This is a genomic window from Rhodocytophaga rosea (genome assembly GCF_010119975.1).
Lineage (GTDB): Bacteria > Bacteroidota > Bacteroidia > Cytophagales > 172606-1 > Rhodocytophaga > Rhodocytophaga rosea.
This window is the reverse complement of sequence record NZ_CP048222.1, coordinates 8,286,556-8,310,336: the sequence shown is the minus strand read 5'-3', so window position 1 is coordinate 8,310,336 and position 23,781 is coordinate 8,286,556. Positions and strand designations below refer to the sequence as shown.

Sequence of the window (23,781 nt, the reverse complement as noted above, 5' to 3'; positions counted from 1 at the left end):
GTCAAATGCCACCAAAAATTAAATTTATTAACACCAATAATTCGACCTTTTTTGCGACTACCCGGAAACGGGTGGAAGCCTATTTTACAGAGAATGGAATTTCCAGGCATGCCAACCGGGCTATGTGGATGAAAACCATATTCTTTCTAAGCGGATACTGCTTCTTGTACGGCCTGATTATTTCCAACCTGTTTGGACCCTGGGTAATGCTCCTGCTGGCTATACTTCTGGGGACATTTGCTGCCTTTATCGGGTTTAATATTTCTCACGATGCTATTCATGGTTCTTTTTCTGCCAGCAAAAAAGTAAATGCCCTGTTAAGCCATACTTTTTATCTGCTGGGTGCTAATCCCTATGTATGGAGTATTTCGCACAATATTGTGCATCATACCTATACCAATATTGCCGGCCATGATGAAGACATAGAAGTGGCTCCAGGGTTGATCCGCCTGGATAAAGATGAGAAAGTAAATAAAGTACAACGCTTTCAGCACCTGTATGCCTTTTTGCTCTATGGACTGGCTTCTCTCTCCTGGGTGCTGCGAAAGGACTTTAAAAAGTTTTTCCAGAAAAAAATAGGACAACATGAAACCAACGGGCATCCGCCTATTGAATATTTTAACCTGTTTTTCTATAAGTTTTTCTATTATTTTATGTTTATCGTGCTGCCCATGCTTGTGCTTGACCTTAGCTGGTGGCAGGTAGCTATCGGATTTGTTGTAATGCACCTGGTGGAAGGCCTGGTAATAGGACTGGTTTTTCAACTGGCACATGTGGTGGAAGCCACTCATTTTCCGCTCCCTAATGAGGATGGCAATGTAGAAGAGGCCTGGGCCGTGCACCAGATGCTGACTACCGCTAATTTTTCGGGCAAAAGTGGGCTGGCTCATTTCTTATGTGGCGGCCTGAATATGCAGATCGAACATCATCTGTTTCCAAAAATTTGTCATATTCATTACAAAGAACTGTCTAAAATTGTGCGGGAAACCGCTATCGAGTGTAATGTGCCATACCTGGAAAATACTACCTTCTTTACAGCGCTGCAATCGCATTACCGGTTGTTAAGACTAATGGGCAAACAAGCTTACCAGGAACAAACGGCTGTGAAAGTATTAGTATAGCTTAATTTATAAACCGGACAGGGCAGAGAAATAAAAAGAATAAGTAAGATCCTTATCCGAAAGTATCTACTTGTTCTGAACTCATAAAGAAGGCAATTTTGTATTCATTCAGCATAAGTATAATGTCTACAAATGCATTTTTTAGGGGTACATATGCACAGGCATTTTCCAGTTCTTTTACCCGTACAGACACGCCGGACAAATAATGACTTACATCCGGGTTTTCTTCCAGGTCTTTTTTAAGAATGATGATGGTTTGATTCACTGGCGCTTATCCTTCAATCTGGTAGATATGGGAGTAGAGATTTAGGTTCAAAAGAATGTGTTATTTGTCAAGATATAGCATTAAATCCGGATAAACTATGGCTGTATGGTAATTTTATCAGGGAAGTTTGCAGAGAGCGCAGCTATAAACATGAAAAATCTGGCGCTAAGGCTATATTTGCTGATAAATAGTAAGCAGTTCTGTAAATTTATAGGAATTAATATATACCTTACCTGCCCAACTCCTGATCTTATAATTTGTATACAATACTGCATATAATACTCATTCTATACCTGTAAAGGTTTAATGCGTAATTGCCGATCACGAAATTATAAATTCATTTATAATCTACTAAAGTGCTTGATCAGCGTTAAATATATACCTGTATTACAAGTCTGAATAACTTCTGATATAGTCTGTACCAAATATGTCACCATTCATAAGATTATGTCAAAAGTCAGTTTCACCAATAAGCAGAGTTTGTTTTTTAAAGTATTAAAAGAAAAAGTAGACCTCCATTTTTCTGCCAATAAGCTGGATACCTCCGGTAGCTGGAAATTGCTTGTCAAAAGCCTATTCCAGGTATTTTCTGCCCTTACGCTGTATATTATTTTAGTTTTCTTTACGCCTCATCCGCTTATTGCCCTGGTACTATGCTTATTGCTGGGCATGAATCTGGCCATTATAGGATTTAATATCATGCATGAAGGAGGCCATCAGAGTTTTTCAAAGCATAAATGGCTCAACAGCACCTCGGCCTATTTTCTGAATGTGCTGGGCGGAAATGCCTATTTCTGGAAAATCAAACATAATATCAACCACCATACGTATACCAATATTGAAGGGATGGACTCTGATATTGATGTAAAACCCTTTATGCGGCTGCATGAACATCAGCCCAGACATTCGTTTCACCGCTTCCAGCACTTGTATTTTATCGTATTGTATGGCATTTCGTATATCGTCTGGATATTTTACCATGACTTTGAAAAATACTTTACTGGCAAAATTGCTGCCCATGACACAGCTCCCAGGGGTCTTGACCGGAAGGAACATTGGATATTCTGGATTACCAAAACTTTGTATATAGGACTGTATCTGGTTCTGCCTATTATAATGGTAGGATTTATTCAGGCACTTATAGGTTTTCTAATCATTACTTCAGTATGCGGATTGTTTATCAGTGTTGTATTCCAGCTAGCACATATTGTAGAAGGTACTCATTTTCCTCAGCCCAGCCAGCAAACGAATAAAATAGAGCAGGAGTGGGCGATACATCAGGTAAATACCACGGCTAATTTTGCCACTCAAAATAAAGTGATCTGCTGGATGCTGGGAGGCCTTAATTTTCAGGTAGAACACCACTTGTTTCCTAAGGTAAGTCATATTCATTATCCGCAGATTAACCGCCTGGTTAAAGAAACATGCCTCGAATTTGGTATTACCTACCTCGAATATAGCACGGTGTTCAAGGCATTTCAGTCACATATACTGCATATTAAAAGGCTTGGCAATGCCTGAGCCTGAGAAATAATTACAACGGTTTATCACTGGGTTTTACTGCTCCGGTTTTTCACTGGAGAAAAAACTTGCGGTCATCATATTTTATTTTTAATTTTTAAACCCAATATTTTTTTATGGCAAGTCAGCAGGACCTTGATTTTACCTATACCACCATTGATAAAATATTCCGGCTCAGTGTAGGTGAAACCGGCGATTACAGTGGTGCAATGTACAATGGAGATTTTTCTCTTTCTCTGGAAGAAGCCCAGCAGCAAAAACACAAATTTATTGCTGATAGCCTTCATATCGGAAAGGACAGCAAAGTGCTGGATATGGCCTGCGGCTGGGGGCCATTTCTTACCTATATTAAAAAAAGGGGCGCCCATGGGCTGGGTGTTACCTTATCACAAGGTCAGGCAGCGGCTTGCCGGCAGAATGGATTGAAAGTAGATGTAATGGATTGCCGTAAGATACGTCCGGCGCATTACGGGCAGTTTGATGCAGTGAGTTGTATTGGGGGCATGGAACATTTTTGTTCGGTAGAAGAATGGCAACAGGGAAAACAGGATGAAATCTATGCAAATTTTTTCAACAATATCTCTGACCTGCTTCCGGTTGGTGGAAGGTATTATGCCCAGACGATGGTATTTGGTAAAAATATGATTGATTTTAAAGACATCAGTCTGAAAGCCGACAAGAATTCCGATTCATATGCCCTGGCTTTAATGGTTGCCCAATTCCCCGGTTCCTGGTTGCCCTATGGGCCAGAACAGGTGATCAGAAATGCGGCTCCGCATTTTAAACTGATTTCACAAAGCAGCGGCCGCCTGGATTATATTCAAACAATTGGCGAATGGAGAAAACGTTTCCGCAAATTTAACCTGGAGAAATACAAGCTGTATGCATCGCTGGTACCTAAGTTTATCGCCAATCCTGCTTTCCGTGATCTGATTGCTGTATTCCGGACCAGCCCTAACCGGGTTTGTTTTCAAAGAGAAACCATGGAGCATTACCGGTTTGTATTTGAAAAAATCTAATAAGGGTGAATGGGTAAACGAAGCTGAAGTGTTAAAATTATCTGCCTATACAATTCTTGTAAAACTTTATCCTTCCAGACTTGTCTGAGAATATTTAAAGTGGATACTGCAGGGTTGAAATGTGTTGCCTTTTTGTTCGTTTAGTATCTTTAATAGCCAGAGGTTTTTGTTGTAAGGTCTGATACCTATCTGGCTAGAAAACGTTTTGCTATAAAGCAATCAGGCTTCTTAGTTTAAAATAGTGTAACCATATATAAACCTAGCTTACACATGATTGATCCAATAGTATATGCTACCCCCGTTTTTGCTGTGCTCATTATTGCAGAGATCATTCTTAGTATCAAACACGAAGAACATTTGTATGAAACCAAAGATTTTAAAAATAGTTTATATCTGGCTTTTGGTGCAAGTGTAATTACTTCACTTACCAAAATTGCTGTTCTTGGAATTTTCTTTTTTCTGTACGAAAGCTTTAAGGGAATCAGGCTTCAGTTATTGGGGTATGAATCACTGGGATGGGCCTGGTGGGTATGGATACTCGCTTTTTTTGCTGATGATTTTAGTTTTTACTGGTATCACCGCATGAGCCATAGCATCCGTTTTTTGTGGGCAGCCCATGTAGTACATCACTCATCAAAGTATTTTAACCTGGGTAGCGGTATCCGCAATGGCTGGACTACTATGTTTTACAAGCCGCTATTCTGGTTATGGATGCCCTTGCTGGGCTTTCACCCCATTATGGTGGCTACTGCTATCTCTATCAACTCTATCTATCAGTTCTTTTTGCATAGCAAAAAAGTGCCTCACCTGGGCTTTATTGAATATATATTTAACACGCCTAAACTTCATCAGGTACACCATTCAAGCGATATGCAATACCTGGACAAAAACCATGGAGGTATTCTTATTATATGGGACAAGCTGTTTGGTACCTTCGAAAGAGAACCTGATACCAATACCCTGACCTTTGGTCTGCCAAAAGGCCCGGATACATATAATCCATTTAAGGTGGTATTTTATGAGTATAATAACATCTGGCATGATATGAGAAAAGTGCCTTCCTGGAAAACAAAGCTTAAATATATGTTTTATTCCCCAGGTTGGAGTCATGACGGTTCCACAAAAACCGCAAAACAGATTCAGGCTGGACTAAAGAAACAAAATCAGAGGGCGAATACCTACAGCGCATGAAATGAGAGCCATGAATCGATTGCCAGATATAAACTGCACAGGAATTTTTACCTATTCCATTTCACCCGATAATTAGGACTCAGTATTTTCAGGTAAAATTATAGCTGCAAAGGCGAATGAGCGTACTTACAGACGTTCTACTGTATTGCGGTAGGTTAAAATAGTTTCGGATTTTTCAGCAGTGCCGGTAATGGGAGCTGCACTTTCCGGACTGGGTGTACAAGCCAGTGGGATATGTCCTTCGCCGGCCATCAAGCCAGAGGTAGCATCCAGCCCAATCCAGCCGGCGCCAGGAATATATACTTCTGCCCAGGCATGCAGTGCCGTAAAATCTTCTGACAAACTGGAGGATACACTACCTGAGGATGAACCGGAAGCTAATTGTACCAGGTAGCCTGAAACGAAGCGGGCCGCCAATCCCAGATGCCGGAGCACCTGCACCAGCAACCAGGCAGAATCCCGGCACGAACCTATGGCATACTGTAAGGTTTCTTCACTGGTTTGCACACCTGGCTCCATGCGTACCGTATAGCGTATGTCTTTGAATATTTTTTCATTGAGCATCACCAGAAAATCAATAATTCCTCGTCCGGAGCGGTCTATTGCATCGAGCCATTGCAACAAAGCTGGGCTTTGTTCTGTAATTTCCAGGTAGGGAGCCAGGTCTTTTTTGAGCTGGGGTTCATAGTCGAAAGGAAAGTACTGGGCATAATCATCCAGAAAAAAGTCGAAAGGGTTGATCTGGCTGATATCTGCTACGATGTCTACATCAATAGACAATTCCTGCATAAATTCTTCAAAGTCGATGCGTGCTATAAAATTGCCAAAAGGGTCTTGTTGCCAGTGAATCTGGTATTTCTCAGGTTTGATGGTGAGCGAATATGCCTCAATAGGAGTACGGCTATGAGCAGCTGGTTTTAGGCGAAGGAAATGGGTAGAGTGGAGAACCGGACGGTCGTACTGATATCTGGTATGGTGATGGATGGCTACATGCATGTGCATTAGGTCTGGTAGAAAAGGCTTATTCTTTGTTAACAAGCGATGCTCCATTATCATTCATCCATCCGGAAAGAAACCGCCCAATATGTATTTTGTTGATTCAGAATTACTTCCCGAGAAATTGTTTTAATAACTTATTCCATAAATGGAACGTTTACCAGCAGATAAGGCTTCTACTAATAACCCACCTTTATATTTGTCGGATATGGCTCTTTACAAAATCAAACTCATTAAGAATATTTCGGCAAGAGAAGCCTGGATTCCTGTAAATGCTCACGATATAGCTCAGGCCCGTAATGCAGCTACCTTAAAATGCACCAAAACTGAGTTCATTCCAGATTATAATTCTCTCCAGGTGATAGATGAAGAAGAATATGAACTCATATGCCGGCAGGAATTTAGAAAATAAAGCCGGCTACATTTTTCTGAATTTACCCATACATTCATTTATCAGGCTGAGGAATGCATAATTTTTTATAATCAGTCCATCGGACGTATCACTGAATTAATTCACAACTAAACAATAAAATAAAACTTGTATGGAAAATTTAACTCCTCTGCAGCACTTTGCGCACGAATTGAGGGAAAGCTTTAAACGGGCAGAAGAAGAAAAGCAAAAAAGTCAGCTGGATAAACTTGAAAAAGAAGGGAGAGAGTTAATAAATAAATTTGCCAGTTCTTTTTCCAGCCTGTTTAGTTTACTGATAAGCTCCAATATCGATGTACAGGCCCAGGTAAGCCAGGTAAATCAGGCAATTCTGTTAATCTATAAAAAAAATCAGGTATCCATTTCCTTAGACAGAGCCATGGATAAAGGAATAAGCTGGAACTTATTCGATAAAATATATAAAGCCACCTTGCCCAACAAAGACTTTGGAATAGCTGCTGACAAAACGGATGAACACAAACTTATTATTGCCATTGAAGAAAGCCTCTTCCAGGCTGAACCGGCAGTAAAATCACCGGTTTTAGAAATGCTTCCTGCCTGAGCAGTAAAGTAGATTTTTTGTAAGAAGCTTTGGCAATCAATTTTTGTGAGGTGCTACAGCTTCCGTATGTCTTTTCTTTATCATTACTTTTTACTTACCATTCAAACATTTTAAACAAACAATAATGGATATTCATATTGATAATATAAGTGGTTCGATGCTGGAATCTGACCTGAAAGAGTTATTCGCTGGTTTTGGGGAAATAAGTTCTGTTAAAATTATAAAAGACCATTATACAAATACGTCCAAAGGGTTTGCTTTTATTACCATGCCCAATGAAAATGAGGCCTTAGAAGCTATTTCAAAATTAAACAATTACAAAGTAGGCCACCGGGTGCTGAGTGTAAGCAGGGCTAAAGCCAGAACCACTTACAGGCTTATTTAATACTTGCTTCATCAGGTTTTGTTTACAGATAAAGCCATTATCAAGGCATGTCTGTACACCATATTTTTATATCAGCTATTCCTATGAAAGTGTTTCCTTCCTACGATAAATCGCTCTGGCCTATGCTGGCCCAAGGAAGTATATCGTATGAAAAATGCCTACTGGCAGAACAGTTTTCTTTTTTTACCATTGGTAAGTTTGCCACAGGAATAAAAAATGCAAGTACGACGGAGTTGCTTCAACTAAGAAAACGGCTGGCTAATGATCTAAAAGCATATCCCCGCAAAGCCTATTTTTTTAATGCCCTGCTTAAAATTGTAAAAAGCCAGTTGAAGAAAAATGGGTAAAAGCTATAGATAGTAAATCTGTTGTACACACTTGAGGTTTATGTACAAATACAAAGAGGAGCAACATAATAGTATGTTGCTCCTCTTGTTGTAACTACTTATAAATTAAGTAAGGCCAGTTCTAAAAATGGAATAGCTATTTATGTTTAAAGCATGCCAGTACACTATTCATCGCCTGACTGGCTTCACTGCGGGCACGGCTAAATTCAGAAATCTTTTCAATCTTATTTTTTTCATCCCAATATCCTTTCAGGTGTCTGGAAGACTGATTTTGCAGATCGTCCAAAGCTAATTTTTTGCGTCCTTCAAAAAAATCATCCTTTGGGCTGCTCATGCTTGAAATAATTTCTACCGACTGGCCAATAAAAGCTTCCAATGCTTTGGCCTTTTCGTCGTCTATCGTTAAGTCATTTACCAGATCCCGGATGTGTTTTAATTCATTTACTAAAGCTCTAGCCATATATTTATTGTTTTACTAAATATACCTGAATAAAAGGGGTTTTAATAGCTGCTGGCTGTATTTATTATTTGTTGATTTGCAGGCAAATATAGGCTACCAATCAATTCAGGCGGATCAGCTGGCAGGTGTTTAAAGTGAGTGATCTAAAATGATGTAGTTTTTGAATAGGCACCGGTTTCCAGTCCGGAAGATCAGGCAGAGGATTAATGGTGGCAATCAGAAAACCTCACCAGAAAACTAACCCAATCCCATGAACTGTTTTAGAAACAAGGCAAGGGTACTATTAAAAGTATGTACCTGGATTTTTCCATAAGCTTTCTCCTCTAAAATACAGGCTGCAGATTACTTCAGATAGGAATACGTATAAGCTCTTTTTGTGTAAAAACTTATCCCTCAGTAGGCGTAGTAGGAAAATTCTTCTGCATCTCACAAACTCTGATTTCATCAATACGCCAACCTTCGATAGGCCACTCATTGCTCCGGTTTACCGGGTTGAAGATACCTTTATACGGCCAGCAATGAGCAACCAGCCTGCCGGTTTTTAATTTCAGATCATAGTATTGTTTATCGTGTTCTCCGGTGTATTTTATCCAGTTGTTCATAATCCTTATATTTAATATTTACTTGCTTAGGTAAGTGCTTTGGGTTTACAGAGCTTTATGGCCAAACTCCTTTTTATAAAGAGCTATGCCATCTAAAATAATTTGTTGTGCAATGGCTTTTCCGAAAAACTCCTCTACGATTACTTCCTTGTTTTCCAGTTTCTTATAATCTTCAAAAAAATTCTTCAGTTCGTGTACAAAATGAGGAGGCAGTCCGGCGATATCCTCGATATAATTTACACTCATGTCCTGGGCTGCTACCGCTATGATCTTATCATCGGCTTCCCCGGAATCGAGCATGCGCATTACTCCAATCACTTTAGCTTCCACAATACAAAGCGGTACAATATCTATCTGTGAAAGAATAAGAATATCCAAAGGATCATGATCTTCCCCATAAGTTTGTGGAATAAATCCATAATTAGCCGGATAATTTACCGAGGAGAATAAAACCCTGTCAAGCGTTAGCAATCCACTCTCTTTATCCAGTTCGTATTTTGCTTTGGAGCCTTGGGGTATTTCAATAATGCCCCTTACAATTTCCGGTGCATACCTGCCAATATTTACCTGATGCCAGGGGTGTTTGATCATGATGGAAAAGTTACATGTGATGGTATATAGATTCGCTCTCTATGTATGCTGTATGAGTATTATATGACTAAGTTCAATAGGTTATATCATAAAGCTTGATGTATCAATGAATGTGAACATGAATTGCCATTCCAAAAGAAAGCTGCCATAATGTATACAGGCAAGCTGCCTGATCCGGTTTGAGCTTACCAAAAAGAGTAGGCTGTTTTAACAGTTATATATATGCTTACTATCGCCGTTAATAATTTCAAACATTTTCCGCTTTTCTCCGCTTCCCTATGTTGTTTTAACAACCAGCATAGTTGCGTGTACTCTTTCTCTTTTTGCTTCCGGCAGAATATCAGGTTAATGAAAGGAACAAAAGGCATTAACGCCTGGTGTGATAAAAATGATGGGTCCTCTTTATGATAGACTTAAGTCACATGACTATATCTTATACGGATTTGCTTGCAAGATAGACATATATACCGGATAAATTAATATTATTCATACCTTGCTGCGATAGGTTTACTGTAATTATCAGGCAAAAAGCAGGTGATGTATGGAAGCCTCACTTCATTAACCTCTGTTTAGTAGTGAAATACCAGACAAATTTCTCCTGAAAGATTTTACCGGAGGCTGTTATTGGTTTAAATTTGGCCATGACTACAAGTGAACCCATACGTTTTACGGCTGAATTATCCTTGCTGGACGGACCTATGTTTACCCATGCCATCCGCATTCCACCAGATATAGGCGAATTATTCAGAACGGCAAAAGGGGCTATCCGGGTATTATGTTCCATTGGAAGAAAGGATGAATTTCCGTGTGCGCTTAATCCCAGGGGCGACGAATATATTATTATTGTAAGTAAGGCCTTGATCAGACAACACAAACTGGCTGGCTTGCAAAATTTTGAGGTTTCTATCCGTACAGATCCTGATAACGGTTTACTTCTGCCGGAGGAATTCCAGGAGGTACTCGACCAGGATGAGTGGGGCAAGCGCCTCTTTGAAGCCCTGCTGCCAGGACATAAACGGGGATATATTTATTATGTACGCAGTGCCAAAAGTGTGGATACCAGAATCAAAAGGGCGTTCGAAATAGTTGAAAAGCTAAAGACGACAAAAAGATAATGTTGTAAATTTTTCGTTGATCATGCCTCCCCAATCTGTTTTATACGTTCAATCTTTACAGACAGAGATATACATACAATGAAATCCAAAGCGGTATTTTTAACAGCACTTTTTACAATTGGCTTTACTTTGCCTGGCTGTTTCTGCAACTGCCCCAAAATCCGGGGACAATATTATGATGTCAGGGAAATGAAAGTCGCCAATATAATGACACCGGAAGGGTACAGGCTTTTGGTAGATTTTGATGTATCCTATTACAATTTTAACAAAAGCCAGCCAGAGCAGCTTAATTTCTCTTTGATGAATAGTGCCTATGCCTGTAGCTGCCTGAAAGATGGAGAAGAAGGTTCAAAGGAGAAACTGCATGAATTAACTGTGATCACTAAAAATGATTTTGATCCGCAACATCTGGCAAACGATACCATAAATGATTTACTGGATATTCAGATGTATCCTGCTACATATGATTTGCAAAGCTATTTACAACAAGATACTTCTGGATTTCTGTTCCGAAACTATAACCTTATTCTGAAAAAGAAACCTCAGCTGAATAAGGAATTTAAAGTAGAAGTTAACCTGAAATTAGACAACGGAGAGGTTTATCAAAAAACAAATGAACCCATTTACATTGAATGAACTAAAATCTGCTGTACCGCTTTCCCAGCTTTTTCCTCAATTCGATCAGGTATTAATGGAAGAATTGCTCAGGGTAGGGCATATTATGGAATTTAAGGAAGGAGAACTGCTGATGCGGACCGGGCAGTACTTTAAATATTCCTTGCTGATTCTGGAAGGAACCGTAAAATTATACCGGGAAGGGCAGGAGGGAGAAGAGTTTTTTCTCTATTACCTGGAAAAAGGAAATGCATGCGCCTTATCTATGATCTGTGCCACAAAAAATGAAATGAGTGAAATAAAAGCAACTGCCATTACTCCGGTAAAGGCACTGGCCATTCCTTTGCAGCATATGGATTATTTAATGAAGAACTTCCGCAACTGGTATTATTTTGTTCTGGAAACCTACCGTTCCCGTTTTGAAGAACTATTGCAGGTGATTGACCAGGTGGCCTTCCATAGTATGGACGAAAAGCTGGAGTTCTACCTGAAGAGGCAATTTCAGGCTTTCAACAGCGATACCCTGACTATAACCCACCAGCAGATAGCCGACGATTTGAATTCTTCCAGGGAAGTGATTTCCAGACTGCTTAAAAAGCTGGAAACCGGAAAAAGAATTACAGTATCCAGGTTTGCCATAAAAAATATCAATTTATAAGCCTGTGTGACTCTTGTCACGAAACTATACGGGAAAGCAGTCCACCTTTGCAGAAAATAGGAATTGTTTATGGAGATCATTGGTTATGTGGCTTCTGCTTGTATTGGCATTTCTCTGGGATTAATCGGGAGTGGCGGCTCTATACTTACCGTACCGGTTCTGGTATATCTGTTTCATGTGGAGCCTACCCTGGCAACGGCGTACTCTCTGTTTATAGTGGGTAGTACGGCACTCGTAGGCGGCATACAGAGTAGTTTGCAGCATAGAGTAGACTTGCGTACAGCCCTTGTTTTTTCTATCCCTTCATTTATTGCCGTTTTTATCACACGCCGGTTTCTGGTGCCCTATATCCCGCATGAATTATTTTCGATCGGAAGCCTATTGGTTACAAAAGATATAGCCATTATGGTATTTTTTGCCTTCATTATGATGGTAGTGGCTATAGGCATGATCCGCAGCCAGAGGGAAACCCCATCAAGCGGACAGGATATGGCATACAATTACCCATTAATCGTTCTGGAAGGCTTTGTGGTAGGCATTCTTACAGGCCTGGTAGGAGCCGGAGGCGGCTTTCTGATCATCCCGGCTCTGGTGCTACTATCACATTTGCCAATGAAAAAAGCGGTTGGTACTTCGCTGCTTATTATAGCTGCCAAATCCCTGATTGGCTTTCTGGGCGATATCGGTTCTGGTCAGCATATAGATTTTGTCTTTCTCATCAGTATTTCTATAATAGCTATAACCGGCCTGTTTGTAGGGAGTTTCCTGTCTAAATTTATTCATGGCCATTCCCTGAAAACCGCTTTCGGATGGTTTGTGCTGGTAATGGGTGTGTATATTGTGTTGAGAGAAACCGTTTTTCTGCCCTAGTGTGACTTTAATCACTGACAAAGAACTATTCATTGCCGATCTTTACATTATTATTGAAATAGTCAAATATTCTAAATAGAAACCATGAAAGTAGAACAAATTTATACAGGCTGCCTGGCACACGGTGCCTATTACATTGAATCTGCCGGGGAAGCCGTCATTATTGACCCTTTGCGGGAAGTAGGGCCTTACCTGGAAAAAGCAAACAAAGATGGAGCACAGATCAGATATGTATTGGAAACCCATTTTCATGCAGATTTTGTATCCGGCCACCTGGATCTGGCTGCTAAAACTGGTGCCACTATTGTATACGGACCTACCGCTAAACCTGGCTTTGATGCCCATATCGCTGCCGATGGGGAAGTGTTAACCCTGGGAAAGGTTTCCATACAAATCCTGCATACACCGGGACATACCATGGAATCTGCTACTTACCTGCTTATAGACGAAAATGGGAAAGCGCATGCGATTTTCACCGGAGATACCTTGTTTCTGGGAGATGTAGGCCGTCCGGATCTGGCTCAAAAAGCAGCACAACTCACCCAGGAAGAACTGGCCGGATTGCTCTATGATTCTTTGCGGAACAAAATCATGACTTTGCCAGACGAAGTGATCGTTTACCCTGGACATGGCGCTGGTTCGGCTTGTGGCAAACATATGTCTAAAGATACGGTAGATACGCTGGGGCATCAGAAACAAACCAATTATGCCTTACGTGCTGACATGAACAAAGATGAATTTATCAGGGAAGTAACCAATGGCTTGTTGCCTCCGCCTACCTATTTTCCAGAGAATGCAAAACTGAATAAAGAAGGATACGAGAGTATAGATAATGTGCTTAAACAAGGCTTACAGGCACTTTCTCCGGAAGAATTTGAAACGATAGCTAATGCAACCGGAGCCCTTGTACTCGATACCAGAACCGCACAGGTATTTGCCAAAGATTTTATACCCAATTCCATTAATATCGGCATAGAGGGCAGTTTTGCTCCCTGGGTGGGTGCACTTATTCCTGGTGTGAATCATCCCCTGTTAATTGTTGCAGAAGAAGGCCGGGAACAGGAAATAATTACAAGGCTGGCAAGAGTAGGCTATGATCATACCAAAGGGTTTTTGAAAGGAGGGATAGAAGCCTGGAAAAAAGCTGGCAAAGAAACCGATACGATTCCTTCTGTTGCCGCCCAGGAACTTGCAGAAATGTATAGAAAGGAGTCTCCCAGGGTATTTGATGTGCGTAAAGAAGATGAGTTTCAGGCCGGACATATACACAATGCTGTCAACACACCGCTGGATTATCTGAATGAGCATTTGGCAGAAATTCCGAAAGATGAAACCGTATACCTGCATTGTGCCGGTGGCTATCGCTCTATGATCGCAGCCTCTATTCTGAAGGCCAGAGGATGGGAAAAGGTGGTAGACATTGAGGGTGGTTTTAAGGCCATTTCTGAAACGGATATTCCCAGAACTGATCTTACCCGTCCGGCAGCCATACACGGATAAAACAGAGTTGAGGCTGGAGATTCATGTGTAGATGAGATTTTCCGATATCAAACTTATATCTACCAGCCTCAATATGCATTTAACTAATTTCACACGTAACAATCTAAATTGAATGAATATGTTTTCATGGTTTAAAACGAATAAAAAGTACCAGGACCTGAATGCCAATGACTTTCAGAAACAGCTCTCCGAGGATGAAAATGCCCACCTTCTGGATGTACGTACAAATGATGAATTCGCCAGCGGCCATATTTCCGGGGCAGAAAATCTGAATATTTCGGATGCTGCTTTCAGTAGAAAACTGGCCCTCCTTGATAAAAATAAGTCATATTATGTGTACTGCCGCAGTGGAGGCAGGAGTGGGCAAGCCTGTTCGGTAATGGCAGATCTGGGATTTACTAAGGTATACAACTTAAACCGGGGTATTCTGGGATGGAATGGTCAGTTGATACGGTCCTGAGTGCATTGAACTGAATCAAATGTATAACAATATTTCCAGGTGTGACGTTGTTTATCAGCTATATAGTTGAGATCCGCTTACCTGTTACTGTTAATAATCTTTTGCTATTTACTCCCCTATGAACGAATTCCTGAACCTGCTGAAACAACCCTGGCCATGGTATGTGGCTGGTCCTTTAATCGGACTTATTGTACCGCTGTTGCTGATTATCGGTAAAAAATCTTTTGGTATTTCTTCCTCACTCCGCCATATATGTGCCGCTTGCCTGCCGGCAAAAATTCCTTTTTTTCAATACGAATGGAAAAAAGAAGCCTGGAACCTGTTTTTTGTTGGTGGTATCTTTCTGGGAGGTATTCTGGCGGCAACTATATTGGCTTCCCCTGAGCCTATCCAGGTTCATCCGGCCCTGCAAGCTGAACTTGCGCAATATGGCATTACTCAATACGATTCCCAGGTGCCTGCACAATTGTTTAACTGGGAAAACCTGCTCACCTGGAAAGGCTTTATAATGATTGTGGTGGGTGGTTTTATGATCGGATTTGGTACCCGTTATGCCGGAGGTTGTACTTCTGGCCATGCCATTATGGGTATTTCTACCTTGCAATGGCCTTCGCTGGTGGCAACCTGCTGTTTTATGCTGGGCGGTATTATCATGGCCAATTATATTCTTCCCCTCATCTTAAGCTTATAACTCTTTATGGAAACATCCACTAACTTTCAGCAAACAGAATTTCAGGAAACCAATACAGATTTTGAAGTACGTTCGCTGGATACCATGTGTATCAACGAATCCCAACTGGTACACCCCTGGTGGTATAATTTCAAATACTTATTTGTAGGCATACTATTCGGAATCATATTAGTGAAATCCGAACTGGTTTCCTGGTTCCGCATGCAGGAAATGTTCCGTTTTCAAACTTTTCATATGTATGGTACGCTTGGGTCAGCAGTTGCTGTAGGGATGCTGTCGGTATGGCTTATCAAAAAATTCCGTATCAAAACTATCTATGGGGAAGAAATAGAAATCCATCCGAAAAAATTTAACAAAGGCCATATTTATGGCGGATTGCTGTTTGGATTTGGATGGGCCATGGCTGGTGCTTGTCCGGGCCCACTGTTTGCGCTGATCGGTACTGGCGCTACGGTGATCATCGTTGCCTTGCTGAGTGCCATTGCGGGTACCTGGGTATATGGATTATTGAGAGATAAACTGCCTCATTAGGATAATTATAAAGCAGTGAAACAAGTAGTTGGTTATAAATGATTTATTGCCAGGCTTTTAATAGCCAATAAAATTCGGTTTATTTCTTCGACTTTGTACAAGCATATATAATCATGCGATCGATCAGGCGGAATTTATTTATTACTGTGGTGGCTGGTATCTTGGTATGCTTGCTTTGGGGCTGCCATCAGGCAGAGAAAAATCCTTCAACCCAGGATGTGCAGGCGGATATACAGGCGGTAGAGGCAGTAAGCAAAGCAAGGGCTGCGGCTTTCAATCAGAGTAATGCAGCAGGAATTGCCAAGCATTTTACGGCAGATGCGGTGCTGATGGCTCCGGATAAACCAGCTATAAAAGGCCCGGATGCCGTACAGGGCTATTATCAGTCGATTTTTGATGCCTACACCCCGCAGTTGAAAAGTTATTACGAACAAGTAGAAGTTTCCGGTGATATGGCCTACGGACGGGGATTTGCAGAAGTACGGCTTGCACCCAAAGGGGGAGGAGATACGCTTTTCTCTACGGCTAAATACCTCAATATTCTCAAAAAGCAGCCTGATGGTTCCTGGAAAACCACCCACGATATCTGGAATAGCAATGAACCATCCCGTTAGCAGTCAGATATACTTCCTTATTCGCTCTTTTCAACAAAAGCAAAAGACAGTTTATCCTTGTTCCTCATTCTTACTAATTTAAGTTTGATATTGCATATTTGCTTGTAGGGTAATGTATTGATTTACAATATACTTACTGATAACCAGTAACGAACAACTACTAACGATTTATTATCACACTTCACATTTGCACCATTCATGAGATAAGGCATTGGTACACATGATCCTTATCATGGAATCCTTTCCGGCAGTTTTCTAAGTTAGCGTAGCAATTATTCTCACACACTACTCTTAAGTAAAACCATCTAATCCTAAAGCCATGAAAGGACTTATCATTTACAAAGGAAAATACGGTGCTACTGACCAATATGCCAGCTGGCTGAGTAAAGCCCTGAACCTGCCAGCCGTTTTACCAGAACAACTTTCCAGCGGTCAGTTCTCCCAGACAGAACTATTGGTTATGGGCACCTCTGTGTATATAGGCAAGTTTCAGATCAGAGACTGGCTCCAACAAAATATTTCCCTGATCAGGGACAAAAAGCTATTTCTGTTCGTGGTATCAGGCACACCAGTAGAAGAGAAGGAAAAACTGGAAAGTTTTGTAGTGGCAAATGTACCGGCAGAAATCCGGCGTAATACTGAAATCTTTTTTCTTCCCAGAAAACTCACCTATGCAAACCTTTCCTGGCTGGATAAAATCTTGCTTCGTATGGGTGCGATGTTTACAAAAGATGGCACCCAGCGAAAGCGCATGCTTACTGATTACAATGAGGTAAACCAATTACATCTGATGCCACTCATCCAGTCTATTACCCATTATACCCACACTAACACTGCAAACTGTCAATACACTCATTAATCAGAATATACACATGGAAAAAATATTTTCAGACAAAGTAGCCATTGTAACGGGCGCTAGTTTTGGCATAGGCCAGGCTACAGCCATTGCCTTTGCTGTCAGAGGTGCCAAAGTAGCCTTAGTTGACTGGGTGGAAGACCAGGAAACCCTGAATCAGATTCGTGCAATGAAAGGTGAGGCCCTGTTTATCAAATGTGATGTATCTCAGCCCAGTCAGGTGGAAGCGATGGTGGCGAAGGTGATTGATACCTTTGGCCAAATCGATTTTGCTTTCAATAATGCTGGTATCGAAGGGGCAACTGCGCCTATTCAGGATTGTACAGTAGAAAACTGGAATAAAACCATTGGGGTAAACCTGACAGGTGTATGGCTGTGTATGAAATATGAAATTGCCCAGATGCATAAACAAGGAAAGGGTATGATCGTAAACTGTGCCTCTGTAGCCGGGCTTATAGGTTTTCCTGGCCTGCCAGCATATGTAGCCAGCAAACATGCCGTAGTCGGACTTACCAAAACAGCCGCTCTGGAAAATGCAAAATCCGGTATACGTGTTAATGCCGTTTGTCCAGGGGTGATCAGAACGCCGATGATTGACCGGGTTACCGGTAAAGCAAAAGAAGTAGAAAAACAGTATGAGAGCATGGAACCGGTAGGCCGGATGGGGGAACCTTCCGAAGTAGCGGAGGCAGTAGTCTGGTTATGTTCCGATGCCGCTTCTTTTGTAACTGGTCATGCGATGCCTGTGGATGGAGGATGGATAGCCGGGTAGAGCAAAACACTTAATATATCCATACCATTCTACTAGTTTGTCACATCATTGAATCCTGAACAAATACCAGAGAACAAATATTTCAAACTTATATATCATGAAAACCATTATTGTTCCCACCGATTATTCTGCTGCGGCAATACATGCCACTGACTATGCTGGACAGTTAGCCAAAACGTTACGTGCCGGACTTATTTTATTGCACGTCTTTCAGCGGCCAACACTTATTTCCACTACGCTTGAAGTAAATTCTGTAAACCGGATGGCCCTTGAACATGAAGAGAAATTAACTCTTCTGGCTGAGCAGCTTACAGAAACCTATGGAATAGAGGTAGATAAAATTGCCACCACTGGACATTTGCCGGAGATACTGGATGAACTGGTAAAGCAAAAACAAGCTGAGCTGGTTGTGATTGGAATGCATGCCCTTAGTACGGCCGAACGTTTATTAGTTGGAAGCACAACTACTACTGTAATGGAATATGCTAATTACCCGCTACTGATAGTTCCTCAGGAAGCTACTTTCAAGCCACTGAAACATATGCTGTTAGCCTGTGAATACCAATACCTGACTGGCCAGACGAAACTACCTGTTCTGAGAGATTTAGCTTTGGGATCTGGCGGAGAAATTGAGGTGCTGCATATTGAAGAGCCGGAAATGGTAGCCGGAAAAATAGGAGAACGGGTGCAAACCGGCCAGTATCTCGACCGGATGCTAAAAGGAGTTGCTCATTCTTATGCCTTTGTAGAACGGGATGATATTACGGAAGGAATATTGCAGCGGATACAGACTTTTCAGGCTGATTTACTGGCATTGGTACCTCGTGAACACGGAATATGGGATATTCTTTTCAACAGAAGTACCACCCGTAAACTGATCTGGCAAATGCATATTCCCTTACTTGTGTTGCCAAATCATGCGTAAAATAGCTTAGTGTTCATAAGTGATTGTGAATGAGAATCTACGAAAGAAAATTAATAGCATTGAGGGCTTTTCAATTATCAGGAAAAATCTATACATTTAATCTTTGATTAGCCCTCTGGTACGGCACTGCTTTACAGCCGGTACATACTTGTTTTACAGATCAATAATTTACCTCTTCCCAAATCTTTCCAAAGCCATGACTGCTCAAAATATTGCCATGAAAATATGGTATGTTGCCGGATACATGCTGCTGGCTATCACGGTTCTCATGCTTCTGGCGATGAATACCGCTTTATAAAGGAGGTGATTCCATCCTAAATAAACACTTGTCTATTTCTTAGCCAATGCCATACCCTATTGTGTAGCTCAAACTGTATTTGGCATACATTAAATCGTTATGAATAGTTTATCTCTAATTGTCAGCATTTTGTTGTAAATCAGGATTTTATATGCATAATAATATACCGTGCCAAACTAAGATCAGGGAAATCAGACAGCAAAGGTTTTTTGTGAAAATAGTACAGAAATAAAGAAAAAAAGCGGACTTTCATCCGCTTTATAAAAAATACTCACCAAAAAATCACCCAATTAAAGTTTCCTTATCATGCCTGGCTATGGCTTTTGGGTAGAGTGAGTGAAAAAAATATCATTATTTAACATATCGTTTCCTGTTCTTTAATCATGAATGGCCAGTAAAGGAATGGTGGTGTGATAAGCCATTTCTTTGGTGTGGCTGTTACTGAAAACAGACCTCCAGAAACTCTGCTGATGATTCACCATCACTATCAGATCGGCTTTATGTGTCTTACCGAACGTAAGTATTCCCCGTTCAATATTTTCATCTTCCTGCGTATGAAAACTCACCTTATCATATCCGATGCCTGAAAATCTATGGCTGTATTCGATCTTTGCGGTTGTGCCCGTCATAAAATTATCCTCTCTCAACACATGCAGAAAGCTAATATGCGCCCCGAATAAGGTAGCCAATTCAACAGTAAGCGCTATATTAGCCGGATGTTCTCTGGTAAGGTCAGCTGCAAAAATAATATGTTTGATTGGTGCAAAAGAAGCCTGTTCCGGTACAACCAGCAATGGCCGTCTGCTGATTTCGATCACATCGGCTGTGTTTGAGCCCAGCACTATTTCTTTCAGGCCATGGGCGCCGGTAGTGCCCATTACAATCAGGTCTGCATTTTCTGTGTTGGCAACATGGGCGATTTCATCGGTAACCGGCCGGTACCCTACTTTGGTTGCATAAGCGACCAGCGAATTCGGATTTTGTTTTTTCAATTCCTGGCAAAGATTCACCAGCCGGTCCTGGTACATCATTTCTTCCCCATACGTAGAAGTAGCTGCATGCACCGAAATACCGGCATAAGGCATGGCATCCGGAACAAACGTAGAATGCACTAAAACAAGCCGGGCTTGTGTTTTATTTGCCAGCTGGTTGGCATACACAACTGCATTATTTGCACAAGCCGAAAAATCAGTAGGACATACAATCGTTTTCATACCATTAAGTTTTACAAGCTTTTCCTATGAACAACAGGTTAAAATTACTGCCTGCCTTAGCCATTATCAATTACCTTAATCATAGAAACTGATGATGTATATCATTTATTTTTCCTGGGAAAAATGCCAGATTACCTGGTTTATGAGATTTTTTGCCCACTTATTTTTGCTTCTGAGTAACAGGAATGGGTTTTGGTTGAGCAGCAGGGATGAGACTTACGTTTTGATTATAGGCTATATGGGTAATATCAAGTTGAAACCAGGTAAAATCGCCGGTTTGTAGTTGCCATGTTACAGTTGATCTGGCAGGTATCCGGATTCCTCCGAATTCTTTAAAGCTGTGTTTATCTATGGTAACCAGCCATTTTTCCAGGGTTGCTCCTGCTTTGCGGCTATAATAGCGTTGCGCTTCAAAACTTTCAACATCTCCCTGCGCTGAAAACCGGAAAATGCCCGGAGCGCTAATGCCGCCATAGCTCATGGTGGCTCTGGCAGAACTGGCATCTATGGTTTCCCAGGTGATGTACTCGCTGAGTGCCGCCGAAGGAAACCAGACCATTTCTCCCAGGTACCGCAGCATGGTACCCTGGTCAGTTTCTTTTCCATGTGCATCGGCTACCGTAATCAGCGACAGGGCTTTGATAAGCATATGTCCCTGGCCGTTTTCATACTTATCTCTGCCAGCCAGGTGAATAAAGGGGGCTGCTTTTACATCGGCAATCCATAAAAATCCGGGATTTTGTACCGTAAAATATTCTTTGGCTTCAACAGCCATCCATTTGCCCTCCGGCGTGGTTCGCATCTGTCCTTTTTGTTCCAGATATACGGTGTGAATGGTTTGTTTATCCACGATATTTGAACGGGTGAGCCATTGTTGAACAGGAGCTGGAAGCCGGGAAATGATGTCACTGGTAATGAGTTGCGCCGGATATTGTGCATGAGCAGTAAATGTATTGATTTCAGCCGTTACCATCCGGTTGAAATGCCAGGCCGAATATCCCAGGATGATGCCTATTACAATCAATCCATTGGCAATAGTGCCGGATTTTGCTTCCTGCCAGTAAAGAATGATCAGTATTTGCGATAAAACAACCGCTGTCAAAGCAAGTGCCCACCAGATTTCTTTTTTTAGGATGAAAAGCAGCGTAGCCCCTAAAAACAGCAGAAAAGCCAGAAACCATAATGTGCCTGCCAGTTTAGGTGAATCAGTCATAAAAGAGGCCCAGGATTTTAAATACACCCCTTCAATGTTAGTAAGCCGGAAAGCCTGTACAAATCCTAAAAGATGGATAAGCCCATAAGCGAGTAATAAGATGGAAAAAATAATGCGTACCATAAGTTAATTCATTGAAAGGAGTGAACAACATATAATTTCTGGCTGGATGAGCTGAATAGAAAAGACGAAAAAATAATAAATTTGAATGCGGACTAGGTGTAGGAAAAATAATAATAGGCTTTAGTTTTCTTGTGAAGGGGCAGAAGCCGCCTCAGGCAGTTTTGTTTTTGTAACAACTTGCTTTTTATTACCGGAAACAGCCTCTTGCGGTCTTTCCGGACCCAGCAGAATATCCAGGGCTTTCCATTCCGGAATGTTTTCGGCAATAATTTTAAGTATAGCTACAAATGGAAGAAACAGCACCATGCCCGAAGCGCCCCATATAATACCTCCCACAAAAAGGGCGATCAGCGAAACCAGGGTATTTACCTTGAGACGCTGGCCAATAATCCAGGGGAAAATGATATTTGCCTCCAGATACTGTACAAACATGAACCACAGAATTACCCCCACCGGATACCATATAGAATCGTAACTGAGCCAGGCAAGCGTGATAGGCAGCAAGGAGCCAATGGCAATGCCCACATAGGGAATAATGGTGAGGATAGAGGCAAGCGTACCATATAATATAGCATGTTCGATTCCCAGCACATATAATCCCAGGCTATTGAGCACAGCTACGATCAGGTAAATGAGTAACAGGCCTTTTACATAGTTATGGTAAATAGTAATGGTTTTACTCAGTACGCCAAGTGTCTGGGTATGCGATTGTACCGGAAGCAGGGCATATAGAAACTGAACCAGTAAACGCCGGTAAGACAATATTAAAGCCGCAAATAAGGGTACGATCACTATAAAAAGCAGAAAATCTGCTGTTATACCGATCGTGCCTGTAAGTAAACCGCCCAGGTTATTACCGGTGCTCATTAGCGTTTGTTCAAACCAGTTGATCTGCTGATCCAGAGAAATATGCAGGGTATCCAGCACCCATTTCTGAAATTGTTGCAACAGCAATGAAAATTTGGAAGCCATGGCAGGAACCTGTCCCTGAAGCCTGGAAAGTTGCCATCCAGCCAGAAATACCAAACTAGCTACCAGTAGCACCACTACACATAAAGACAATGCAATGGAAAGGCTCCGGGAAATACCTTTGAGTTCCAGTTTTTTACACAAGGGATATAATAAAATACTCAGCAGCCAGGCAAAGGAAAGCGGAATAAACAATGATCTTCCCCAGTAGAGCAGCAAGGCCAGTGCCAGTACAAATTCGAGGTATCGGCTATAGGTAAATTTACCGCTAAGCATGGTTGAACAGGTATATCAGGCAATTAAAAAGAAAGCCGGAAATTAAACCAGTTTTCTTTCTGGTATTTTAGGGCTGATAGCCGCTTGTACCGGTGCTTGCCATAGATACCTGGAATTTTTGTTCTTCAATAATAGCCACATCCCTGCTGCCATAATCAGAGAAGCAGGAAATGCAGATCCTATTCCCAGGGGCGCTATGCTAACCAGAAAAATGGTTGCTCCAATAACTCCGGTTTTGAATAAGATTCCTTTTAGCAGCAGAGAAATTGCAATCAATCCCTGACTTACAGCAATAAAGGATACAAATAGAGTAATGTGCGCAGCGAAGTAACCTGTAATAAAAGTTTTGTATACGGGTAAAAGGGCACCCTCCGCATACGACAGATATACTTCCGGCGTATGTATACTGGTTAATAGGTTGAACCAGCAAGCCCAGCCAAATAAAAGGGCATATAAAAACCGGCTGGCTAGTGGCCATTTCCAGCTGCAAAGGGCCAGAATTACGGCTGCCAGGTTAGAAATAATATATGCGATCAACATAGTAGGAAATGTAGTTGCTTCCTGTGATTGGTCAGTTTAGGTAGTGATAAA

The 23,781-nt window shown here is 41.4% G+C and carries 29 protein-coding genes; 20 read left to right on the top strand and 9 right to left on the bottom strand.

Annotated elements, in window-relative coordinates:
• Positions 1–5: 5 nt before the first annotated feature.
• Complete coding sequence (locus GXP67_RS34150) at positions 6–1,121, top strand: fatty acid desaturase family protein (RefSeq protein WP_162447272.1); 1,116 nt, start codon at positions 6–8, stop codon at positions 1,119–1,121.
• Between the two features lie 52 nt (positions 1,122–1,173).
• On the opposite strand, the gene GXP67_RS34145 is transcribed toward GXP67_RS34150, so the two are convergent.
• A complete protein-coding gene (locus GXP67_RS34145; protein ID WP_162447271.1) occupies positions 1,174–1,386 on the bottom strand; it encodes a hypothetical protein in 213 nt (70 codons plus the stop codon).
• A 447-nt stretch (positions 1,387–1,833) separates the two neighbouring features.
• Between GXP67_RS34145 and GXP67_RS34140 the strand changes: the two genes are divergently transcribed.
• From GXP67_RS34140 to GXP67_RS34130, 3 genes are all read left to right on the top strand, one after another.
• The gene (locus tag GXP67_RS34140) at positions 1,834–2,907 is read left to right on the top strand and encodes a fatty acid desaturase family protein (RefSeq protein WP_162447270.1); all 1,074 of its coding nucleotides are present in this window, start codon (positions 1,834–1,836) and stop codon (positions 2,905–2,907) included.
• A 116-nt stretch (positions 2,908–3,023) separates the two neighbouring features.
• Positions 3,024–3,926, top strand: a complete 903-nt coding sequence (locus tag GXP67_RS34135; RefSeq protein ID WP_162447269.1) for an SAM-dependent methyltransferase — start codon at positions 3,024–3,026, stop codon at positions 3,924–3,926.
• Between the two features lie 270 nt (positions 3,927–4,196).
• A complete protein-coding gene (locus GXP67_RS34130) occupies positions 4,197–5,117 on the top strand; it encodes a sterol desaturase family protein (RefSeq protein ID WP_162447268.1) in 921 nt (306 codons plus the stop codon).
• A 126-nt stretch (positions 5,118–5,243) separates the two neighbouring features.
• Here the strand turns inward: GXP67_RS34130 and GXP67_RS34125 are convergent, their stop codons facing one another.
• Positions 5,244–6,113, bottom strand: a complete 870-nt coding sequence (locus tag GXP67_RS34125) for a transglutaminase family protein (protein ID WP_232064755.1) — start codon at positions 6,111–6,113, stop codon at positions 5,244–5,246.
• A 148-nt stretch (positions 6,114–6,261) separates the two neighbouring features.
• Here GXP67_RS34125 and GXP67_RS34120 point away from each other — a divergent pair, with 148 nt between their 5' ends.
• The 4 genes from GXP67_RS34120 (at position 6,262) to GXP67_RS34105 (ending at position 7,837) form a co-directional block, all read left to right on the top strand.
• On the top strand, positions 6,262–6,525 hold the full coding sequence (locus GXP67_RS34120) for a hypothetical protein (protein WP_162447266.1): 264 nt from the start codon (positions 6,262–6,264) through the stop codon (positions 6,523–6,525).
• Between the two features lie 130 nt (positions 6,526–6,655).
• Positions 6,656–7,105 carry a hypothetical protein gene (locus GXP67_RS34115; protein WP_162447265.1) on the top strand — a complete coding sequence of 150 codons (450 nt, stop codon included), beginning with the start codon at positions 6,656–6,658 and terminating at the stop codon, positions 7,103–7,105.
• Positions 7,106–7,229: 124 nt separating this feature from the next.
• Positions 7,230–7,490, top strand: coding sequence for an RNA recognition motif domain-containing protein (locus GXP67_RS34110; RefSeq protein ID WP_162447264.1), 261 nt, complete (start codon positions 7,230–7,232; stop codon positions 7,488–7,490).
• Positions 7,491–7,537: 47 nt separating this feature from the next.
• A complete protein-coding gene (locus GXP67_RS34105; RefSeq protein WP_162447263.1) occupies positions 7,538–7,837 on the top strand; it encodes a hypothetical protein in 300 nt (99 codons plus the stop codon).
• A gap of 136 nt (positions 7,838–7,973) precedes the next feature.
• Here the strand turns inward: GXP67_RS34105 and GXP67_RS34100 are convergent, their stop codons facing one another.
• From GXP67_RS34100 to GXP67_RS34090, 3 genes are all read right to left on the bottom strand, one after another.
• On the bottom strand, positions 7,974–8,297 hold the full coding sequence (locus tag GXP67_RS34100) for a hypothetical protein (RefSeq protein ID WP_162447262.1): 324 nt from the start codon (positions 8,295–8,297) through the stop codon (positions 7,974–7,976).
• A gap of 386 nt (positions 8,298–8,683) precedes the next feature.
• On the bottom strand, positions 8,684–8,899 hold the full coding sequence (locus GXP67_RS34095) for a hypothetical protein (RefSeq protein WP_162447261.1): 216 nt from the start codon (positions 8,897–8,899) through the stop codon (positions 8,684–8,686).
• A gap of 45 nt (positions 8,900–8,944) precedes the next feature.
• Entirely contained in the window at positions 8,945–9,487 is a 543-nt protein-coding gene (locus GXP67_RS34090; protein ID WP_162448144.1) for an inorganic diphosphatase, read from the bottom strand.
• Positions 9,488–10,131: 644 nt separating this feature from the next.
• On the opposite strand from GXP67_RS34090, the gene GXP67_RS34085 reads away from it, so the two are divergent.
• The 12 genes from GXP67_RS34085 (at position 10,132) to GXP67_RS34030 (ending at position 19,097) form a co-directional block, all read left to right on the top strand.
• On the top strand, positions 10,132–10,605 hold the full coding sequence (locus GXP67_RS34085; protein ID WP_162447260.1) for a YdeI/OmpD-associated family protein: 474 nt from the start codon (positions 10,132–10,134) through the stop codon (positions 10,603–10,605).
• Positions 10,606–10,683: 78 nt separating this feature from the next.
• Positions 10,684–11,241, top strand: coding sequence for a hypothetical protein (locus tag GXP67_RS34080; protein ID WP_162447259.1), 558 nt, complete (start codon positions 10,684–10,686; stop codon positions 11,239–11,241).
• Positions 11,219–11,878: a Crp/Fnr family transcriptional regulator gene (locus GXP67_RS34075; RefSeq protein ID WP_162447258.1), complete on the top strand. Its 660-nt coding sequence runs from the start codon at positions 11,219–11,221 to the stop codon at positions 11,876–11,878. Before GXP67_RS34080 ends, GXP67_RS34075 begins: the two co-directional genes overlap by 23 nt.
• A 69-nt stretch (positions 11,879–11,947) precedes the next feature.
• A complete protein-coding gene (locus GXP67_RS34070; protein ID WP_162447257.1) occupies positions 11,948–12,748 on the top strand; it encodes a sulfite exporter TauE/SafE family protein in 801 nt (266 codons plus the stop codon).
• An 84-nt stretch (positions 12,749–12,832) separates the two neighbouring features.
• Positions 12,833–14,248 (top strand): MBL fold metallo-hydrolase, encoded by a 1,416-nt coding sequence (locus GXP67_RS34065; protein WP_162447256.1) that lies wholly within the window; start codon positions 12,833–12,835, stop codon positions 14,246–14,248.
• Positions 14,249–14,360: 112 nt separating this feature from the next.
• Positions 14,361–14,708, top strand: coding sequence for a rhodanese-like domain-containing protein (locus GXP67_RS34060; RefSeq protein ID WP_232064753.1), 348 nt, complete (start codon positions 14,361–14,363; stop codon positions 14,706–14,708).
• Between the two features lie 118 nt (positions 14,709–14,826).
• Entirely contained in the window at positions 14,827–15,399 is a 573-nt protein-coding gene (locus tag GXP67_RS34055) for a YeeE/YedE family protein (protein WP_162447255.1), read from the top strand.
• Between the two features lie 84 nt (positions 15,400–15,483).
• The gene (locus tag GXP67_RS34050; protein ID WP_197901796.1) at positions 15,484–15,930 is read left to right on the top strand and encodes a YeeE/YedE family protein; all 447 of its coding nucleotides are present in this window, start codon (positions 15,484–15,486) and stop codon (positions 15,928–15,930) included.
• Between the two features lie 113 nt (positions 15,931–16,043).
• Entirely contained in the window at positions 16,044–16,544 is a 501-nt protein-coding gene (locus GXP67_RS34045) for a YybH family protein (protein ID WP_162447253.1), read from the top strand.
• Between the two features lie 319 nt (positions 16,545–16,863).
• A complete protein-coding gene (locus tag GXP67_RS34040; RefSeq protein WP_162447252.1) occupies positions 16,864–17,403 on the top strand; it encodes a flavodoxin domain-containing protein in 540 nt (179 codons plus the stop codon).
• 13 nt (positions 17,404–17,416) lie between these two features.
• On the top strand, positions 17,417–18,172 hold the full coding sequence (locus tag GXP67_RS34035; RefSeq protein ID WP_162447251.1) for an SDR family oxidoreductase: 756 nt from the start codon (positions 17,417–17,419) through the stop codon (positions 18,170–18,172).
• Between the two features lie 97 nt (positions 18,173–18,269).
• Positions 18,270–19,097 carry a universal stress protein gene (locus GXP67_RS34030; protein ID WP_162447250.1) on the top strand — a complete coding sequence of 276 codons (828 nt, stop codon included), beginning with the start codon at positions 18,270–18,272 and terminating at the stop codon, positions 19,095–19,097.
• A gap of 675 nt (positions 19,098–19,772) precedes the next feature.
• Here GXP67_RS34030 and GXP67_RS34025 read toward each other — a convergent pair.
• The 4 genes from GXP67_RS34025 to GXP67_RS34010 all read right to left on the bottom strand — a co-directional run bounded on the left by GXP67_RS34025 (position 19,773) and on the right by GXP67_RS34010 (position 23,730).
• Positions 19,773–20,609, bottom strand: coding sequence for a universal stress protein (locus GXP67_RS34025; protein WP_162447249.1), 837 nt, complete (start codon positions 20,607–20,609; stop codon positions 19,773–19,775).
• 160 nt (positions 20,610–20,769) lie between these two features.
• Entirely contained in the window at positions 20,770–21,945 is a 1,176-nt protein-coding gene (locus tag GXP67_RS34020; protein ID WP_162447248.1) for a DUF6544 family protein, read from the bottom strand.
• Positions 21,946–22,065: 120 nt separating this feature from the next.
• Positions 22,066–23,190: an AI-2E family transporter gene (locus tag GXP67_RS34015; RefSeq protein ID WP_162447247.1), complete on the bottom strand. Its 1,125-nt coding sequence runs from the start codon at positions 23,188–23,190 to the stop codon at positions 22,066–22,068.
• 42 nt (positions 23,191–23,232) lie between these two features.
• Positions 23,233–23,730: a hypothetical protein gene (locus GXP67_RS34010; protein ID WP_162447246.1), complete on the bottom strand. Its 498-nt coding sequence runs from the start codon at positions 23,728–23,730 to the stop codon at positions 23,233–23,235.
• Positions 23,731–23,781: the final 51 nt, after the last annotated feature.

Coding starts and splice junctions, on each gene's coding strand:
- GXP67_RS34150 (WP_162447272.1), top strand. CDS start 6: ATGCCACCAAAAATTAAATTTATTAACACCAATAATTCGACCTTTTTT.
- GXP67_RS34140 (WP_162447270.1), top strand. CDS start 1,834: ATGTCAAAAGTCAGTTTCACCAATAAGCAGAGTTTGTTTTTTAAAGTA.
- GXP67_RS34135 (WP_162447269.1), top strand. CDS start 3,024: ATGGCAAGTCAGCAGGACCTTGATTTTACCTATACCACCATTGATAAA.
- GXP67_RS34130 (WP_162447268.1), top strand. CDS start 4,197: ATGATTGATCCAATAGTATATGCTACCCCCGTTTTTGCTGTGCTCATT.
- GXP67_RS34125 (WP_232064755.1), bottom strand. CDS start 6,113: ATGCATGTAGCCATCCATCACCATACCAGATATCAGTACGACCGTCCG.
- GXP67_RS34120 (WP_162447266.1), top strand. CDS start 6,262: ATGGAACGTTTACCAGCAGATAAGGCTTCTACTAATAACCCACCTTTA.
- GXP67_RS34115 (WP_162447265.1), top strand. CDS start 6,656: ATGGAAAATTTAACTCCTCTGCAGCACTTTGCGCACGAATTGAGGGAA.
- GXP67_RS34110 (WP_162447264.1), top strand. CDS start 7,230: ATGGATATTCATATTGATAATATAAGTGGTTCGATGCTGGAATCTGAC.
- GXP67_RS34105 (WP_162447263.1), top strand. CDS start 7,538: ATGTCTGTACACCATATTTTTATATCAGCTATTCCTATGAAAGTGTTT.
- GXP67_RS34100 (WP_162447262.1), bottom strand. CDS start 8,297: ATGGCTAGAGCTTTAGTAAATGAATTAAAACACATCCGGGATCTGGTA.
- GXP67_RS34095 (WP_162447261.1), bottom strand. CDS start 8,899: ATGAACAACTGGATAAAATACACCGGAGAACACGATAAACAATACTAT.
- GXP67_RS34085 (WP_162447260.1), top strand. CDS start 10,132: ATGACTACAAGTGAACCCATACGTTTTACGGCTGAATTATCCTTGCTG.
- GXP67_RS34080 (WP_162447259.1), top strand. CDS start 10,684: ATGAAATCCAAAGCGGTATTTTTAACAGCACTTTTTACAATTGGCTTT.
- GXP67_RS34075 (WP_162447258.1), top strand. CDS start 11,219: ATGAACCCATTTACATTGAATGAACTAAAATCTGCTGTACCGCTTTCC.
- GXP67_RS34070 (WP_162447257.1), top strand. CDS start 11,948: ATGGAGATCATTGGTTATGTGGCTTCTGCTTGTATTGGCATTTCTCTG.
- GXP67_RS34065 (WP_162447256.1), top strand. CDS start 12,833: ATGAAAGTAGAACAAATTTATACAGGCTGCCTGGCACACGGTGCCTAT.
- GXP67_RS34060 (WP_232064753.1), top strand. CDS start 14,361: ATGAATATGTTTTCATGGTTTAAAACGAATAAAAAGTACCAGGACCTG.
- GXP67_RS34055 (WP_162447255.1), top strand. CDS start 14,827: ATGAACGAATTCCTGAACCTGCTGAAACAACCCTGGCCATGGTATGTG.
- GXP67_RS34050 (WP_197901796.1), top strand. CDS start 15,484: ATGTGTATCAACGAATCCCAACTGGTACACCCCTGGTGGTATAATTTC.
- GXP67_RS34045 (WP_162447253.1), top strand. CDS start 16,044: ATGCGATCGATCAGGCGGAATTTATTTATTACTGTGGTGGCTGGTATC.
- GXP67_RS34040 (WP_162447252.1), top strand. CDS start 16,864: ATGAAAGGACTTATCATTTACAAAGGAAAATACGGTGCTACTGACCAA.
- GXP67_RS34035 (WP_162447251.1), top strand. CDS start 17,417: ATGGAAAAAATATTTTCAGACAAAGTAGCCATTGTAACGGGCGCTAGT.
- GXP67_RS34030 (WP_162447250.1), top strand. CDS start 18,270: ATGAAAACCATTATTGTTCCCACCGATTATTCTGCTGCGGCAATACAT.
- GXP67_RS34025 (WP_162447249.1), bottom strand. CDS start 20,609: ATGAAAACGATTGTATGTCCTACTGATTTTTCGGCTTGTGCAAATAAT.
- GXP67_RS34020 (WP_162447248.1), bottom strand. CDS start 21,945: ATGGTACGCATTATTTTTTCCATCTTATTACTCGCTTATGGGCTTATC.
- GXP67_RS34015 (WP_162447247.1), bottom strand. CDS start 23,190: ATGCTTAGCGGTAAATTTACCTATAGCCGATACCTCGAATTTGTACTG.
- GXP67_RS34010 (WP_162447246.1), bottom strand. CDS start 23,730: ATGTTGATCGCATATATTATTTCTAACCTGGCAGCCGTAATTCTGGCC.